Source organism: Staphylococcus simulans (genome assembly GCF_002902285.1).
In the GTDB taxonomy this organism is placed as follows: Bacteria; Bacillota; Bacilli; order Staphylococcales; family Staphylococcaceae; genus Staphylococcus; species Staphylococcus simulans.
This window is the reverse complement of sequence record NZ_PPRU01000019.1, coordinates 34,720-50,493: the sequence shown is the minus strand read 5'-3', so window position 1 is coordinate 50,493 and position 15,774 is coordinate 34,720. Positions and strand designations below refer to the sequence as shown.

Genomic DNA, 15,774 nt, shown 5'->3' with positions numbered 1-15,774 from the left:
CTGTTTGGCTTACAACAATTCATCTTACCATTTATATCGTAAAAGTTACACTTATATACTCATTCTAATAGTTGATAACTCTTTATTTATAAGTATCAGTGCTTATGATTTTCTTCACTTAATCCAAAGTTTCTATTTGTGTTGTTGGTGCATTACACGTTTCAAACATATCCTCTATATTTTGACACGTTCAACTTACTGAAATCAATCAAATACAATCTTATTAATACAAACTTAATCTTTGAAATTAGTAGTCATTAAAAAAGAGACTCGCAACCTCACAGCTGCGAGCCTCTCATGAGACATTAATTATTAATTTTCAACTGTTTCAATTAAACCGTATTTTCCATCTTTTCTGCGATAAACGATGCTTGTACCATCTGTATCACGGTCTGTAAAGATGAAGAAGTCATGACCTAATAAGTCCATTTGTAATACGGCTTCTTCAGAATCCATCGGTTTTAAGCTGAATTGTTTAGAACGAATGATTTCGATTTCATCATTGTTATCTTGATCAGCAGTTTCTGGTGTAGCTGCTGGGATTGATGGGAATGGTTCTTTCTCATTCTCTTTACGTTTTTTACGATTAACGCGTGTTTTGTACTTACGCACTTGACGTTCTAATTTGTTAGTGATTAAATCAATGCCCGCATATAAATCGTCGTTTCTTTCTTCTGCACGAAGTGTCACGTCTTTAAGCGGAATTGTCACTTCAATTTTAGTGCTTGAATTGGCGTAAGTTTTTACTTTAACATGTGCATCAACGTTCGGCACATTTGTAAAGTAACGTTCTAGTTTACCAACTTTGTCCTCAATGTAATTACGAATTGCGTCTGTAATAGTGAGGTTGTCTCCATGAATTTCAAATCTAATCATAGTGATCGACTCCTTTAACCTCTATATATGTTTTGATTGGTAATGCTCACCTTTATAATAACATGTTTCAACTATCTAGCAAAAGCAAATACATCTATTTTTCCAACTTTTCTGATAAATAAAGCTTCAATCGCATGATGGGCCGTTAGCCCTGTTGTATAAATATCATCTACGAGTAAAATGCGCTTATTTTGTAAATCTACATCTTGAAATGCAGGATTAATATAAAATGGATTGGGAGCTTTGGCACGCATCGCTTTATTCAAAGTGGATTGTTTCGGTCTAACGTCTGTTTGCAGTATCAGATGATACTTAACCCCTTTTGCTGTTAAAACCATTTCTACTGGATTAAATGTTCTTTGTTGATCCCTAACGATTGGTGAAGGAATCGGAATGATATAGTCATACTGTTGCTTCGGCAATCGAATAAGGTTTGCGATGACTTCACATAATGCCGTATCTCCAGCAATTTTATATTGATGAATCGTCTCGCGTACTTTCCCTGTATAACGGTAATCACAATAAAGTTGATGCATTAAGTTGAATTTGCGAGCTAAAAACTGACAATCTAAACAAGCTTCTTCACTTTCGTCTAACGGTTTTAAACAACGCGGACAGCGTTTCACTTTTTCTAGACGACATGTTTCGAATGCCTGTCGACAATGTTCACACAGAATTTCAGGTGATTTATAAAAATTCGCGGCAGTTAAAGGTTCCGAAAATAGAGTTAAGCATAGTTTACATTTCGGCATCCAACCACCCCTTTTGTAACCCTAATTGATTCAATTGTTTAATTTGGCGTTTAGCTTGCACCATAGATAAGGTGACCCCATTATGCAAAAACAAAACTAAGCCGCTGGTATCTTGTAATTTACGTCCTGTACGTCCTGCAATTTGAACTAAAGCTGCAGTTTGGAAACTTTGGCTGTCGATGACAATGACATCTAAATGTGCCATCGTGAAACCCCGTTCTAAAATCGTGGTCGTGAAGATAATCGGATGTTTACCTGCTCTTAAAGCTTCTACTTTCTCAAAACGTAAAGCATCTTCACTATGAACTGCCACCGAGTCTTTGAAATATTTTTGATAGTGTACCAAGGCTTGTTCCATCACTTCAATTTGATTAAAGAAGACTAAAGTGACGCGTTGGTTTTCAAGTTGTTTTCGAAGAAGTTCGAGTAAATAGCGCTGCATGCGTTTCGGTTTGAATTTGAAGTAGTGGAATTTGGGGACGGGAAGCGGTTTACGATGATATCGCGCTGGTAATGTAATGATATTCTCTTTTTTGAATTGTTTTAATAAACGTGAGGAAGGCGTAGCTGTCATATAAATATGACTATAAGCAGAAGCTGAAGCTTGAATGAGTGTCTGCATCAATAAAGGATCCATCGCAAGCGGAAATGCATCAACCTCATCAATATATATCACATCAAAGTGTTGTTTAAAGCGATATAATTGATGCACCGTCGCAATGACAAAATGGCCTTGATACGTCTGGCTTTGTCCTTGGTACAAGACGTCTATATGTTCACCTTTAAACGATTCGATAATACGCTTGCTGATTTCAATGACCACATCGACACGCGGTGATACAATCGCCACATTCATACCTTGTTGTCTGGCATGTTGAATTCCCGCAAACATCATTTCTGTTTTTCCTGCACCTGTTACCGCATATAGTAATAAATTTTCCTGCTGTTGAATCGCTCGAATAATATGTGAGGAAGCATAGGCTTGTTGTTCAGACAGTTCAAAGTCCAAATGATATTCCCCTAAGCTTATTTGATGTGCAGTTTTGGTAATATATATTGGCTTAAAGCTATCCATACGACCGAGTGATAAACAACTTCGACAATAAGTTATCGGTTGATCGTGAATTTTTGAATGATACGTATAATACTCGTCTTGATGAGGTGTTCCACATTGCTGACAATACCATTTTCCTTTGCCATTTTGTATCACACCTGGTCCTTGATAGATAATCGTTTCATCAGTCAGATGTTTCGTACTTCTGACTAACTTTCCATAATGCTTAATTGTTGTCAGTATAATCCCTCCTAAATAAAAAAAGACAAATCAAGTCACTGTCTGAGACAGTGGACTTCATTTGCCCGAAAAATTGTATTTAAATTTATTATTGTTCTACATAGTCCTCTGGACGATTTTCTAAAGATGGAATACGTTTATTAGTGAAACCTAATGCGACACTGCCGACACCTAAATGGGATGCGATAACCGGACTGAAATCCGAATAGTTGATCACATAATGATCAGGGCAACGTTTTTTCAAATTCTCATAAAGTTTCAAGCCATCTTCTCTTGAATCACCATTAACGACATAGAGTGTAACCTCATCATAATCTTTCACTTTTTCTAACACACCGTCTTCAATGCGTTTGACAGCACGTTTTTTCGTACGCACTTTATCTAATGGTACAATCACGCCATCCTCGAATTTTAAGACAGGTTTCATTTTTAACAATGTACCGATAAACGCTTGTGCACCTGTAATACGGCCGCTCTTTTGTAAGTTCTTTAAGTCATCTACAACAACTTCTGCCCCTGTATGTTCACGCATCTCTAATAATTCATCGATGATTGTTTCTGGAGATGCACCTTCTCTTACGCGTTCAGCAGCATAAACCACATATCCGCCTAAAATCATACCTGATAATTTTGAATCGAATGTGTGCACGTTAATGCCTTCGACCATTTCGCCAGCTTGTGTTGCTGATTGGTATGTACCACTGATACCTGCTGATAAGAATAAACCGATAACATCTGTATATCCTTCATCTTTGAGTTTCTCATATTCTTCTACGACTTTACCAATAGCGGGCTGACTTGTTGTCGGAATTTGCGTTTCTGAACGCATACGCTGATATAATTCACTTGGTTGAATATCCTCTCTTTCAATAAAGGAATCTCCATTTTCAAATATCACACTTAATGGCACAACCGAAATATCATATTCATCTAATAAAGCTTGTGTTAATGATGTTGTAGAATCCGTCATTACAGCAATCTTCATGATTTTCCTCCTCAAATATACTCATTGTCAATCATACCCTATTTTATTAAAAAAGAAAATTGATTCTTCCATTTAGAAAAAATATCCGGAGCATGTATAATAGAAGCAAAGACAAGCAATTCTATTGTCATAGGAACTAGTTAAAGGATGTCATAAAATGGAGAATCATATTATTACGATTAAACAAGAATACGTGATTGAAAACGTGATTAACAAGTCACGTTTTATCGCTCATATTAAGCCAGTAGAAAGTGAAGATGAGGCAAAAGCTTTTATTGATGAAGTTAAAAAAGAACATCGCGATGCCACACATAACTGTTCAGCGTATACCATCGGCGATAGTATGTTGATTCAAAAAGCAAATGACGATGGAGAACCAAGTGGTACAGCTGGCGTACCAATGTTAGAAATTCTAAAAAAACTTGAGACACATAATACTGCAGCTGTAGTGACACGTTACTTCGGCGGCATCAAACTTGGTACAGGCGGCTTAATCAGAGCGTACAGTGGCGCCGTTCGTGATGCGATCAAAGAAGGCGGACGTGTTGAATTACGTAATGCGATACCCACTACAGTTACAATCAGTTATGAACAGACAGGTAAATTCGAATACGAACTGCAATCAACAAACTTCATTTTAAGAGATACGATGTATACAGATAAAGTGAGTTACCGTATCGATGTATTAGAAGATGATTACGAAGACTTTATCAACTTTTTAAATCGAATTACTGCAGGTACATTCGAATTAGATGAAGAACAAGTAACGCGCCTGCCTTTCGATATTGAAACAAATTAGATATAAAAAACCGCTTGAATTTCACAAGACGAAACTCAAGCGGTTATTTTTATGTGATTTTACATATTATTCTTTGTCGTGTCTGCTGCCACGTTTCTCAAGCATACTCAGTAACGGACGATAATTGTCATCAATTAATCCTGTAAATTCTACAATCAATTCAATCGTGACTAGAATTAGGATCAACATCATCACAACGCCCCATGGTTGTGATAAGTATAAAATAACACTTGAGATACTGAACATAATCGCAATCGAATAAATTAAAAACACGGTTTGACGGTGTGTATAACCAAGTTTTAATAACTTGTGATGTAAATGCGATTTATCCGGCTGCATAATACGTTGTCCCTTTTTCGCTCTTCTGATCATCGCAAATAATGTATCGATAAACGGTACGGCTAAAATCACCATCGGGAACAGTAACGAGAAGAAAGTAATATTTTTGAACCCGAGTAAAGAAACAAAGCTAATAATAAAGCCGAGTTGTAGTGAGCCGCTGTCTCCTAAGAAAATCTTTGCGGGATGTGAATTATAAAATAAAAAGCCGAGCAACGAACCAATCATGACTGAACAAATCATCATGATAAAAATATCCGCTTGTAATATCGCAATAAAGCCAATCGTCATAAATGCGATAGTTGAAACCCCTGCGGCTAAACCATCTAGCCCATCGATTAAATTAATCGCATTGGTAATCGCAATAATCCAAAAAACAGTAATCGGAATACTTAAAATACCGAACTGAATCGTGCCTGGAACGAACGGCAATTGAATGAAGTCAATTGTGACACCGTGATACACTACCACTAGTGCAGCTAAAATCTGGCCTGCAAGTTTGTACAACGGTTTTAAGTCATGCACATCATCAATCAAACCGACAAAATACATAATCATCGTTCCAAGAATTAAAGGAATAATTTCACGTTCAATAGGATGACCAATCCAAATTCCTAAAATAAACGCAAAGAGTATCACCGTTCCCCCTAGTACAGAAACAGGTTTCGTGTGCACTTTTCGATAATTCGGCTTATCCATAATATCCAGCTTTTTGGATATTTTAATCACAATCGGCGTCAAAATCACACTTACCGCCATGGTAACTAATATCAGTAAAAGTGTTATCATTTTATATCCATTGCCAAAATACTGTTCAATCTATGTCATACTTAAAGAGAACACGCTGTTATCTGCCTTTTGACAAGGGAACCTCCCTTCAATACTCATATGTATACAATATCAATAATCTATTTTAACACGAATTATTGATTATTGTAGTAGATTATAATAACAGTTATCAATGTTTCAGATGACAAAATGTATATTTTCACTTACAATAACTAAGTGGTTATACAAAGGAGCAGATCAATTATGATTGAAGCTATCATTTACAATACTTCGGTGACTGTTGCAGGTATCTATCTCTTTCATAGACTGCAATATTCAGAAACGAAACAAATGAAGTTTTCACAAACTTATGTCACGATTCTTATGACTGTCGTCGCACTTTTACTTGCGGGCTATCCGATACCAGTTCATAATTATTTACTTTATTTAACATTTGTGCCACTCTTATTCTTAGGACGTTATACAAACGTCTTCTTTACTATGGTGGCTGCAGCTATTATTTTTGTCGTAGATGTTTTCGTTTACGGCGATCCTTTGGCATATAATATTGCTTTATTAATTATCGCCTTAGCTGTAAGCATCATCGGACCCTTTATCAAACAAAATGATATTGTGTCTCTTCAAATCTTGAACGTCGTAAGTTTAGTTATCTTAAGTGTCGTTTCAATGATTACGCACTTCTATACATTACAAGAAATTATATACTTAATTCCGATATCATTTATCGTTACTATCGCATCTTCCATTATCTTTGTAGATATTTGGCGTTTCTTTACACTTGTCCAACGATATGAAAACGAAGAACGTTATGATTATTTAACTGGACTTGGCAATGTAAAAGAATTTGATCGTCATTTAAATAAAATGACAGACAAAGCAGATGATAAAAATACAAGTTTAGGTTTACTTTTAATTGATATCGACGGCTTCAAAGATGTAAACGATGCCTTTACGCACCGTTCAGGAGATGCAGTCTTAAAACAAATCTCACAACTATTAATCAACTATGTGCCACCGAACATGAAAATATTCAGAAACGGCGGCGAAGAATTCTCAGTAGTACTGCTTGGTTATTCACTTGACCAAAGTGTAAAACTGGCTGAAAGTATTCGTGCAGGCGTGGAACAATCAACATTCCACTTGCCGAATAAAGAAGTCATCAAACTCTCTGTATCTATCGGTATCGGTTATTTAACCGCAGACGATTACAAATCACAACGTAAAGTCTTTAAAGATGCAGATGATATGTTGCATATGGCTAAAAATGAAGGGCGTAACCAAGTGATGTTTAACCCAATTGTTAAATAAACCATTTGTTTCAAAAAATGACATATTGAGACAAGAATCTATTACGGTTCTTGTCTCTTTTTTTCATTTCTATTGCAATCATCGATGTTCTATTGCAACTTTTTACTGTTCCCTGTAAACTTTCAAGTGTCAACAAAATCAAACGAGAAGGAGCGCAAAAAGGTGCCTGAAGAAGCAATTACCATAATAGATGAGAACAAAGTGATAGACGTTGTACTCACTGCAGGAAAGATATTACTTGAAAGCGGCGCAGAAACATATCGTGTTGAAGATACGATGTCTCGCATCGCTTATAGTTTTGGTTTAGATAATACCAACAGTTTCGTGTCGAATACTGCGATTATATTCTCATTAAACGACCGAACGAACACACGATTGATTCGTGTGCGTGATAGAACAACGGACTTAGAAAAAATTGCCCTAGCCAATAATATTTCACGTAAAATCGCTAAAAATGAACTAACGATTGATGAAGCAAAATCAGAATTGATTCATTTAGAACATGCTTCACTGCAATATTCATATTTAACTAAATTTTTAGCCGCTTCTATTGCCTGTGGATTTTTCTTATTTATGTTTGGAGGCGTTGCACAAGATTCCATTTTTGCCATTTTGGCGGGTGCAGGTGCTTTCTTAACATTCGATTTCGTTCAACGTTTTATTCAAATCAAATTCTTTTCTGAGTTTATCAGTGCCATTGTTGTCATTAGTGTCGCCGCCATCAGTCATAAACTCGGACTATCCATCAACCAAGATATTATTACCATTTCAGGGGTCATGGTCTTAGTACCAGGTATTTTAATCACTAATGCAATCAGAGATTTAATGGCCGGTGAATTGCTTGCTGGGATGTCACGCGGTATGGAAGCTGCATTGACTGCCTTTGCGATCGGTGCCGGTGTTGCGATTATTTTACTCTTCTTTTAAGAAAGGCGTGTTACAGAATTGATCTTACATTATTTATTTCACTTTGTTATCAGCTTTTGTTCTACATTGCTATTTTCAATCCTATTCAACGCGCCGCGTAAACAATTGCCGGCATGCGGTTATGTAGGCGCAATGGGATGGACCATCTACATCATTTCGATGGATTTGAACTCAGGTAAAGTGGCTGCTTCTTTCCTAGGCAGCTTTATCTTAGCAATTATGAGTCATGCGATGGCAAAACGTTATTTCCAACCTGTCATTATCTTTATTGTGCCAGGTATCATTCCCCTTGTACCTGGGGGCGCTGCGTATGAAGCCACACGTTTCCTAGTCACAAATCAATATACCCATGCAGTCAACACCTTTTTAGAGGTTACCTTGATTTCAGGTGCCATTGCTTTTGGTATATTATGTGCAGAAATCAGTTACCATATTTATAATCGTATTAGAATCAACTATGGTAAAATGAAAGGTAAATCCTATAGGAAACAATTTAACATGAATAATAGAGGTTAAGGGGTGCATATCAAGTGAAAGAACAATTAATCGACAGACTGAAACGTTATGCGGAGATTGATACACAATCTAATCCAGACTCAGAAGCAACACCATCAACTGAGAAACAATGGGATTTGTTAAATGTGTTAAAACAAGAATTAGAAAATCTTGGTTTAGATACAGACTTAGATGATAATGGCTATTTATTTGCGACATTAGAGAGCAATATCGCAAAAGAAGTACCGACTGTAGGCTTTTTAGCACACGTTGATACTTCACCAGACTTTAATGCGACAAATGTTAAGCCGCAAATTATTGAAAACTACGACGGCAAGCCAATTCAACTCGGCGATACGGACCGCGAATTAAACCAAACTGTCTTCCCTGCTTTAAAATCAGTAGAAGGCCACACTTTAATGATTACAGACGGTACATCATTACTTGGCGCAGACGATAAAGCGGGTGTTGCTGAAATTATGACTGCTTTAAACTATTTAGTTGAACATCCAGAAGTGAAACACGGACGTATCCGTGTCGCATTTACGCCAGATGAAGAAATCGGACGTGGACCGCATAAATTCGATGTAGCTCGTTTCGGGGCTGACTTTGCCTATACAATGGACGGCAGTCAATATGGCGAATTACAATTTGAGAGCTTTAACGCAGCTGAAGCAACGATTACTTGTCATGGTGTCAATGTACATCCAGGTTCTGCGAAAGATGTCATGGTTAATGCGATTAAATTAGGCGAACGCTTCGATAGTCAATTACCACAAGATGAAGTGCCAGAAGAAACAGAAGGCTATGAAGGTTTCTTCCACTTGATGAACTTCAATGGTACAACTGAAAAAGCTCAATTGAAATATATCGTACGTGATCACGACCGCAATCGCTTTGAAGCACGTAAAGCATTGCTTGAAGATATTAAAAATGAAATTAACGCAGATTATTCAAATAATCCAGTTGAAGTAGAAGTCCATGACCAATACTTCAATATGGCTGAAAAAATCAATGAAGTACCTGAAGTCATCGAGATTCCAAAACGTGTCTTCAAACAATTAGGTATTGAACCTAATACCGAACCGATTCGTGGTGGTACAGACGGCTCACAACTATCATTTATGGGCCTACCGACACCAAACATCTTCACAGGTTGCGATAACTTCCATGGTCCATTCGAATACGCTTCTATCGATGTCATGGAAAAAGCAGTACAAGTGATTGTAGGTATCGCAGAAGAAGTAGGCAATACCGAAGCATAATACAACTTTAACGTTACTAAAGAGACGTCACTATGTACGTATAAATATAAAAATGGCTGAACCTAAATTACAAAGGGTTCAGCCATTTTTGATTATGCATTTAAGATTATTAGTTGATTATGCTTTTGTTTGTGATTTTTGCGTATTGAATGTTGTTGTTAGGAGCTTTAAAGCTTGGACAGCGTAGAAGCGGATTTGTAAACCGGCTTCAAAACTTGTATAGCGCTTCGGCATTGTCATAAATAAGTTGAACATACCAGTAACACCTAACGCTTCATAACGATCGAATTTATCTGCTGTCGCATTAATCGCAATGCAAGGCTTATGATATTTTGTCGCAAGCTCTGCAATTCTTAATGATGTTGTTTCTAATAAATGATCTTGTTCATTGATACCTTCACCGAACATAATTAAATCTGCTTGTTCAATCAAGTTTTCTAAGTGCGTAATTTGATCCACTAAGCTATGACTTGTTAAAACTTCTGCGTTATAAAGTGCAGCTAAGACAGCCGCAATACCGCCACCTGTACCACCGCGTTCTACTGTACTTGTCACCGTACGTGTTTCATTTTTTAAGATTTCGCTGAAATACCAAACTAAATTATCAATTGTCGCAGCTTCTTCTCTAGAAATCTCTAACAATTTATAAACTTGCATGATTTCACTTTCTTTACCATACATCTTGCTGGCAAAGTCAGAGACGAGTTGGATACGCGTTTCTTTTAATCGTTGGTCAAGGCCTGAGAAATCTACACGACGAATGTATTTTAATACGCCTACGCCTTCTTTCGCATCGACAGGTTCACCTTCATCGTTGTAATATTTGGCACCTAACGCTTGCAGCATACCAGCACCGCCGTCAAAACTTGCGATATTACCGAGTGAAATCACTAAATGCTTGGCATCATTATCTAATGCTGCCGCAATCAATTCACCTAAACCATAGCTGGTACGCTCTGTCAGCGGTCGATTCCCTTGTAAGAATAAATCCGCTTCAATAATCGTCATGCCGCTCTCAGTCTTACCATAAACACCTTCAACTTGTTTCATATCTGCATCATGGACATTCACACGATATTTCGTGCCAGACTGCCATAAGAAGACAGAGTCCATCAATTCATGACGCCCATTGAACAGCGGCACTTGGACAATATCCGCTTCTTCAATTTGACTAGCGACCGCTTCTTCTACATATCGATTCGCCTCATAACTTGAAACGATTCCATTAAATTCATCCATTGCGACTAATACTCTCATTTTGTCACCTCAAATAAAGTTTCCCAATGTTTGTTCAATTCACTTAAATATTATACAGGTCTTATTTCAAAAAACCTACTGTAACGCCTAATGCTTGTTTTGCTTTAAATTAAAAAAACTCCAAGCTTTCAGATTGTGTTGGAAACATATACCCTTCATGTCCAACGTCTAAAAGCATGGAGTCCGCTTTTTACTTTATGTTATTAGTGCTTGTGTCCCCTGACAAGCAAGTTTACTCTTCAGCTTGTGCAAGTGAAGTCACATTAATGTCATCATGACTTGCATGCCATTTAACTTCACCATCAACAAAATAAAAAGCTTGTGGCGATTCATGCTTCACGCCAGTTTGTTCTGCAATGTAATCAGATACATCTCTTTGTTCTTGCACAATTAAATAATACCCATCGATATCACGTTCATATAAGAATTTATTGAACTGATCGTAAGCATTTGCTGAAATTGGGCAAGTGTTACTGTGTTTCATAATAAATACATATTTGTTGTCGTTAATTACTTGTTTAAACTGGTCAATTGAAGTCAGCTTTGTAGCCATTCTATTCACCTCTAAAAATATTTATCACCTAAAGTGATAGTCCCATTCATTCCATTTCCTATTTCAATGTGTCTAATTATACACACTTTATATTTCAATGTTAACCAAAATACTAATATTTTTCTTGCTTTTTTCAATCATTCTGATGTACATCGTTCTTTAAGCCCTTGAAATCATTACGGAATTGATGGTGGTACTTATCTAATTCATTCCCTGTTAAAGGAGTTTTATTCATATCATATTGCTCCAATTTACGGCTGATGTCAATGGTTCTTTGTCGTGTCTCGTAATAATTTTGCAGACTATAATACATTTCGATTGCGGTCTGATGCGCTTTTGCAGTCTTTTCTTCTGATACACTTGCTTGATTCAACTCTTCAATTTGTTTGCTGATTAAAGGTTGAATTTTTTCTTTGATGACTGTTTTAGTGTTTTGAGGATTGTCAGCATCTAAATATTTCTTCGCAATCTTCTGCAACTCCTTATTATGATGTTTTAATTTACTTGTAAATTTATCTATACTCTCAGTTTCACCATTTTGACGTGCTTCTGTTACTTGCTTCTCTAAAAGTGCACGATTCTTCTCAAATAATCTCGTGTAATTTAAAATATCTTCATTCGCTTTGATGGATTGATTACATAAATGTACGAAGCTACGAATATCTTTTAATGCTTTTTCTTGTTGGTCTACCTCATGCAAATACGTGTGACGTAATTGTTTCACCTTTTTAGTTTCTGCAGGAAGCTGTTTTGCGGCTTTTTTATAAGATTTAAAGGCCGGCATTAATTTCTTATCGATATCTTTCTCCATTTGTTGAAAGTCTGTTTTGTTTCTATCTGTTAAATCTGATTTGCTTAATTCACTTAAACGATTTAAATGAATATCATCCATGACTTGTTTAACATGTTTCTCTTCTTTATCCACTTCATGCTTCGCTTTTTCAAAGTGATTTAAATCTGACTGTGTTTTACTATTGCATGCCGCAAGAGACAGCGTTAGACAAACAATCGTTATTGCGAGAAGCCATTTTTTCACATTGTCCACTCCTGTCTTTTTATCTGTATAGTTTGCATGATTAATGTTTGAGTATGTCAGAATTCATAATATAATACTTTTAGAACTTTTACAAAGGACGGTTGAATATGTATTCTAAAACGCAGCCCTTAATCAAAGATAGGCAAGCGCTTCAAAATTATCAAAATCAATTTCAAGAGTTAAGCGACTTATTACTCGGTCTACTTAATACACCTGTTAAGACAGTCCACCATATCGGCGGTACTGCACATTTTAATTATACAACAGAACCGATTTTAGATTTATTAGTCGGCGTTACTAATTTACATGATATTACAGCTTTAGATGAAAAACGATTAAATTATGCCGGTTTCTATCGCTTGCACCACCGTTATAAGAAAAAAGTAGTAATGGCGCAATTCAATAATATGAAAGAACTTAAACAAATCGTTCGTCTGCACATATTACAAATTGAATCTGATCAATATGACCACTATTTAACGATGCAAGAGGCTTTAACCCATAATTCTGAGTTACAAGCAGAATTTGCAGAAGCAAAACAAGCTTTACATGCTAAATCAGAGACTATTCGTGACTATGAAACAGGTAAATCAGCTTTGTTTGAAAAGTTGTCACGAAGATACGGGTTGAATTAAGCGGATTGTATTTCACAAAAAGCCTGTTTCATTGCTATAATAAGAAAGTGAAAATAATTGAAAGGGAGTTCTATCGTTGCACAAAGATGACATTCTTACAGAACTGAAAAAAGTTCTGCCAGAAGAAATTATTAAAGTTGATGAACCATTAAAACGCTATACTTATACGCAAACAGGAGGAAATGCTGACTTCTATCTCAGTCCGACAACTTTTGAAGAAGTTCAAGCCATCAATCACATTGCTAGAATCAACAACATTCCTGTCACTTATTTAGGCAACGGCTCTAATATTATTATTCGTGAAGGTGGTATTCGCGGGATTGTATTGAGCCTATTGTCTATGGATTATATTAAAGTTGAAGATAATGTCATAATTGCAGGAAGCGGTGCAGCGATTATTGATGTCTCCCGTACTGCACGTGATGAATCTTTAACTGGCTTAGAGTTTGCTTGCGGTATCCCAGGATCAATTGGCGGTGCTGTCTTTATGAATGCCGGTGCTTATGGCGGCGAAGTCCGTGATTGTATTGATTACGCGGTATGTGTTAATGAACGCGGTGAACTTGTACAACTTACACGTGATGAATTAGAACTTGGCTACCGAAGCAGTATTGTTCAAAAACAACACTTGGTTGTGCTAGAAGCTGCATTTAACTTAACACCTGGCAAACAAGATGAAATCCAAGCCGTTATGGACGACCTAACAGAACGTCGTGAGTCAAAACAACCTCTTGAATATCCTTCATGCGGCAGTGTTTTCCAAAGACCACCAGGCCACTTTGCGGGTAAATTAATTCAAGACTCTGACTTACAAGGCCACCGTATCGGCGGTGTTGAAGTTTCAACGAAACATGCTGGATTTATGGTCAATGTTGATAACGGTACTGCGACAGATTATGAAGACTTGATTCACCATGTACAACAAGTCGTTAAAGAAAAATTTGATGTCGAATTGCATCCAGAAGTACGTGTTATTGGTGATCATCCAGAAGATGAATAATAAACATCATACTGTTCATGGTATCGGTCTAGACAATGAGACGCGTTGTACGCATTACCATACACCTATTGATGTTATCGCCATTAAATTCAAATGCTGTAATAAATTCTATGCATGTATTCATTGCCATAATGAATCAGAAGAACATGCACCTGTGCCATGGTCAAAATCAGAATTCGATGAACATGCGATTTTATGTGGTGTATGTGACACCACATTGTCAATCAAGGAATATATGGAAACAGATCATTGTCCGCACTGTGATGCGCAATTCAATCCAAGATGCGCTGCACATTATCCTTTATACTTTGACGTTTAAAGTAACAGTATACAAATTAATGACAATTTAAACTAAATAAAACCGAGCCGGAAATATATTGCATTCCGACTCGGTTTTTTAATTACCATCTTCCCCCTATTAAAAACGGTAATTATTATTTAACAACCTCTTTTAATTCGTCAATTTGTTTCATTGTTGTAGTTGTTGAACCTGAAGCAAAGTACCATAATTTCGGATCAAGTTCATAAATTTCATCGTCTTTAACTGCTTTAACATTCTTAATTACATCGTTTCCTAAGACTTGTTTCGCAGTTGATTTACTACCAATAGCTTGACCACGGTCCATTGCTAAAATCACATCTGGATTTTTCTCATTGATGTATTCGTTTGTTACGTTTTGACCATGTGAGCTGCCTTTGATTTTGCTGTCAGCTGGTTTAAAGCCTAATGTGTTATAAACTAAGCTGCCGAAACGTTCTTTAGGACCGAAAGTAGATAATTCACCTTCGTTTACTAATAAGTACATTACTTTTTTATCAAAATCTTTTGTTTTATCTTTCATGTCAGCGATTTTTTTGTCTAATTCTTTATTTAATGACTTCGCTTTATCTTCTTTATCGTAAATTTCACCTAAGTTTTCAGCATTTTTCTTCACTGAATTGACATAGTCTTTATCATCAGCACCTACATAAACAACTTTAGCGTCTGGTGCTGCTTTTTTGAATTCATCTAAATTCTTTTGGTTAGCTGTACGTGATGAAATGAAGATAACTTCTGGTTTAGCTTGCGCAATTTTATCGAAGTTCACTTCTTTTAATGAACCTGTGTTGATGTATTTGTCATCTTTAAATTCTTTTAAGAAGTCTGGTAATGTGCTGTTGCCTTCACCTTTAGGTACTGCTTTAACTTTATCTGCGACACCCATAGCTTTAAGTGTATCTAATGCACCATAGTCTAAAACGACAGCATTTTTAGGGTTCACTGGTACTTCAACTTCATTTTTAACCCCTTTTTCGTCGCCGCCTTTAGGATCTTCACTTCTTAATTGGTAATTATTTTCAATTTTAACTGTCTTTTTATCTGATGAACCTTTTTCTGAACTTTCTTTTGAATCACTGCCATTACCACACGCAGCAAGTAAAAACATAATACTAACTAAAATAAATAAGCCTAATTTCTTCATT

The 15,774-nt window shown here is 36.4% G+C and carries 17 protein-coding genes; 8 read left to right on the top strand and 9 right to left on the bottom strand.

The genetic code is table 11. The features are described 5' to 3' along the window. Positions 1-312: 312 nt before the first annotated feature. The 4 genes from hpf to fakB1 form a co-directional block, all read right to left on the bottom strand. Entirely contained in the window at positions 313-876 is a 564-nt protein-coding gene (hpf, locus tag CD112_RS05560; RefSeq protein WP_002481543.1) for a ribosome hibernation-promoting factor, HPF/YfiA family, read from the bottom strand. A 71-nt stretch (positions 877-947) separates the two neighbouring features. Further along, on the bottom strand, positions 948-1,628 hold the full coding sequence (locus tag CD112_RS05555; RefSeq protein WP_103363979.1) for a ComF family protein: 681 nt from the start codon (positions 1,626-1,628) through the stop codon (positions 948-950). After that, complete coding sequence (locus CD112_RS05550; protein ID WP_103363978.1) at positions 1,615-2,922, bottom strand: DEAD/DEAH box helicase family protein; 1,308 nt, start codon at positions 2,920-2,922, stop codon at positions 1,615-1,617. The genes CD112_RS05555 and CD112_RS05550 overlap by 14 nt, the downstream gene beginning before the upstream one ends. 88 nt (positions 2,923-3,010) lie before the next feature. After that, positions 3,011-3,907, bottom strand: coding sequence for a fatty acid kinase binding subunit FakB1 (gene fakB1 / locus CD112_RS05545; protein ID WP_002481540.1), 897 nt, complete (start codon positions 3,905-3,907; stop codon positions 3,011-3,013). A gap of 157 nt (positions 3,908-4,064) precedes the next feature. Between fakB1 and CD112_RS05540 the strand changes: the two genes are divergently transcribed. After that, a complete protein-coding gene (locus CD112_RS05540) occupies positions 4,065-4,706 on the top strand; it encodes a YigZ family protein (protein WP_002481539.1) in 642 nt (213 codons plus the stop codon). A 66-nt stretch (positions 4,707-4,772) separates the two neighbouring features. On the opposite strand, the gene CD112_RS05535 is transcribed toward CD112_RS05540, so the two are convergent. Beyond that, positions 4,773-5,834: a glycosyltransferase family 4 protein gene (locus CD112_RS05535; RefSeq protein ID WP_002481538.1), complete on the bottom strand. Its 1,062-nt coding sequence runs from the start codon at positions 5,832-5,834 to the stop codon at positions 4,773-4,775. Positions 5,835-6,077: 243 nt separating this feature from the next. On the opposite strand from CD112_RS05535, the gene gdpS reads away from it, so the two are divergent. The 4 genes from gdpS to pepT all read left to right on the top strand — a co-directional run bounded on the left by gdpS (position 6,078) and on the right by pepT (position 9,829). Further along, entirely contained in the window at positions 6,078-7,142 is a 1,065-nt protein-coding gene (gdpS, locus tag CD112_RS05530) for a GGDEF domain-containing protein GdpS (protein ID WP_103363977.1), read from the top strand. A 162-nt stretch (positions 7,143-7,304) separates the two neighbouring features. Then, on the top strand, positions 7,305-8,069 hold the full coding sequence (locus CD112_RS05525; protein ID WP_002481536.1) for a threonine/serine exporter family protein: 765 nt from the start codon (positions 7,305-7,307) through the stop codon (positions 8,067-8,069). Positions 8,070-8,090: 21 nt separating this feature from the next. Beyond that, complete coding sequence (locus CD112_RS05520; RefSeq protein ID WP_031262607.1) at positions 8,091-8,585, top strand: threonine/serine exporter family protein; 495 nt, start codon at positions 8,091-8,093, stop codon at positions 8,583-8,585. Positions 8,586-8,599: 14 nt separating this feature from the next. Next, positions 8,600-9,829 carry a peptidase T gene (pepT, locus tag CD112_RS05515; RefSeq protein ID WP_060804128.1) on the top strand — a complete coding sequence of 410 codons (1,230 nt, stop codon included), beginning with the start codon at positions 8,600-8,602 and terminating at the stop codon, positions 9,827-9,829. A 117-nt stretch (positions 9,830-9,946) separates the two neighbouring features. On the opposite strand, the gene CD112_RS05510 is transcribed toward pepT, so the two are convergent. From CD112_RS05510 to CD112_RS05500, 3 genes are all read right to left on the bottom strand, one after another. After that, a complete protein-coding gene (locus CD112_RS05510) occupies positions 9,947-11,086 on the bottom strand; it encodes a glycerate kinase (RefSeq protein WP_103363976.1) in 1,140 nt (379 codons plus the stop codon). Positions 11,087-11,318: 232 nt separating this feature from the next. Further along, on the bottom strand, positions 11,319-11,639 hold the full coding sequence (gene ytxJ / locus CD112_RS05505) for a bacillithiol system redox-active protein YtxJ (RefSeq protein ID WP_002481532.1): 321 nt from the start codon (positions 11,637-11,639) through the stop codon (positions 11,319-11,321). Positions 11,640-11,772: 133 nt separating this feature from the next. Beyond that, on the bottom strand, positions 11,773-12,675 hold the full coding sequence (locus CD112_RS05500) for an EMYY motif lipoprotein (protein ID WP_002481531.1): 903 nt from the start codon (positions 12,673-12,675) through the stop codon (positions 11,773-11,775). A gap of 107 nt (positions 12,676-12,782) precedes the next feature. On the opposite strand from CD112_RS05500, the gene CD112_RS05495 reads away from it, so the two are divergent. The 3 genes from CD112_RS05495 to CD112_RS05485 all read left to right on the top strand — a co-directional run bounded on the left by CD112_RS05495 (position 12,783) and on the right by CD112_RS05485 (position 14,629). Continuing rightward, positions 12,783-13,310 carry a GrpB family protein gene (locus CD112_RS05495; protein ID WP_103363975.1) on the top strand — a complete coding sequence of 176 codons (528 nt, stop codon included), beginning with the start codon at positions 12,783-12,785 and terminating at the stop codon, positions 13,308-13,310. A 76-nt stretch (positions 13,311-13,386) separates the two neighbouring features. After that, complete coding sequence (gene murB / locus CD112_RS05490; RefSeq protein ID WP_023015383.1) at positions 13,387-14,310, top strand: UDP-N-acetylmuramate dehydrogenase; 924 nt, start codon at positions 13,387-13,389, stop codon at positions 14,308-14,310. After that, positions 14,303-14,629, top strand: coding sequence for a CHY zinc finger protein (locus tag CD112_RS05485; protein WP_103363974.1), 327 nt, complete (start codon positions 14,303-14,305; stop codon positions 14,627-14,629). The genes murB and CD112_RS05485 overlap by 8 nt, the downstream gene beginning before the upstream one ends. A gap of 115 nt (positions 14,630-14,744) precedes the next feature. On the opposite strand, the gene CD112_RS05480 is transcribed toward CD112_RS05485, so the two are convergent. Next, a complete protein-coding gene (locus tag CD112_RS05480) occupies positions 14,745-15,773 on the bottom strand; it encodes a ferrated catecholamine ABC transporter substrate-binding lipoprotein SstD (RefSeq protein ID WP_103363973.1) in 1,029 nt (342 codons plus the stop codon). Between the last annotated feature and the right edge of the window lies 1 nt (position 15,774).

What these genes read in the sequence shown, in the direction of transcription:
- hpf (WP_002481543.1), bottom strand. Translation starts at nt 876, where the DNA reads ATGATTAGATTTGAAATTCATGGAGACAACCTCACTATTACAGACGCA.
- CD112_RS05555 (WP_103363979.1), bottom strand. Translation starts at nt 1,628, where the DNA reads ATGCCGAAATGTAAACTATGCTTAACTCTATTTTCGGAACCTTTAACT.
- fakB1 (WP_002481540.1), bottom strand. Translation starts at nt 3,907, where the DNA reads ATGAAGATTGCTGTAATGACGGATTCTACAACATCATTAACACAAGCT.
- CD112_RS05540 (WP_002481539.1), top strand. Translation starts at nt 4,065, where the DNA reads ATGGAGAATCATATTATTACGATTAAACAAGAATACGTGATTGAAAAC.
- CD112_RS05535 (WP_002481538.1), bottom strand. Translation starts at nt 5,834, where the DNA reads ATGATAACACTTTTACTGATATTAGTTACCATGGCGGTAAGTGTGATT.
- gdpS (WP_103363977.1), top strand. Translation starts at nt 6,078, where the DNA reads ATGATTGAAGCTATCATTTACAATACTTCGGTGACTGTTGCAGGTATC.
- CD112_RS05510 (WP_103363976.1), bottom strand. Translation starts at nt 11,086, where the DNA reads ATGAGAGTATTAGTCGCAATGGATGAATTTAATGGAATCGTTTCAAGT.
- ytxJ (WP_002481532.1), bottom strand. Translation starts at nt 11,639, where the DNA reads ATGGCTACAAAGCTGACTTCAATTGACCAGTTTAAACAAGTAATTAAC.
- CD112_RS05495 (WP_103363975.1), top strand. Translation starts at nt 12,783, where the DNA reads ATGTATTCTAAAACGCAGCCCTTAATCAAAGATAGGCAAGCGCTTCAA.
- CD112_RS05485 (WP_103363974.1), top strand. Translation starts at nt 14,303, where the DNA reads ATGAATAATAAACATCATACTGTTCATGGTATCGGTCTAGACAATGAG.
- CD112_RS05480 (WP_103363973.1), bottom strand. Translation starts at nt 15,773, where the DNA reads ATGAAGAAATTAGGCTTATTTATTTTAGTTAGTATTATGTTTTTACTT.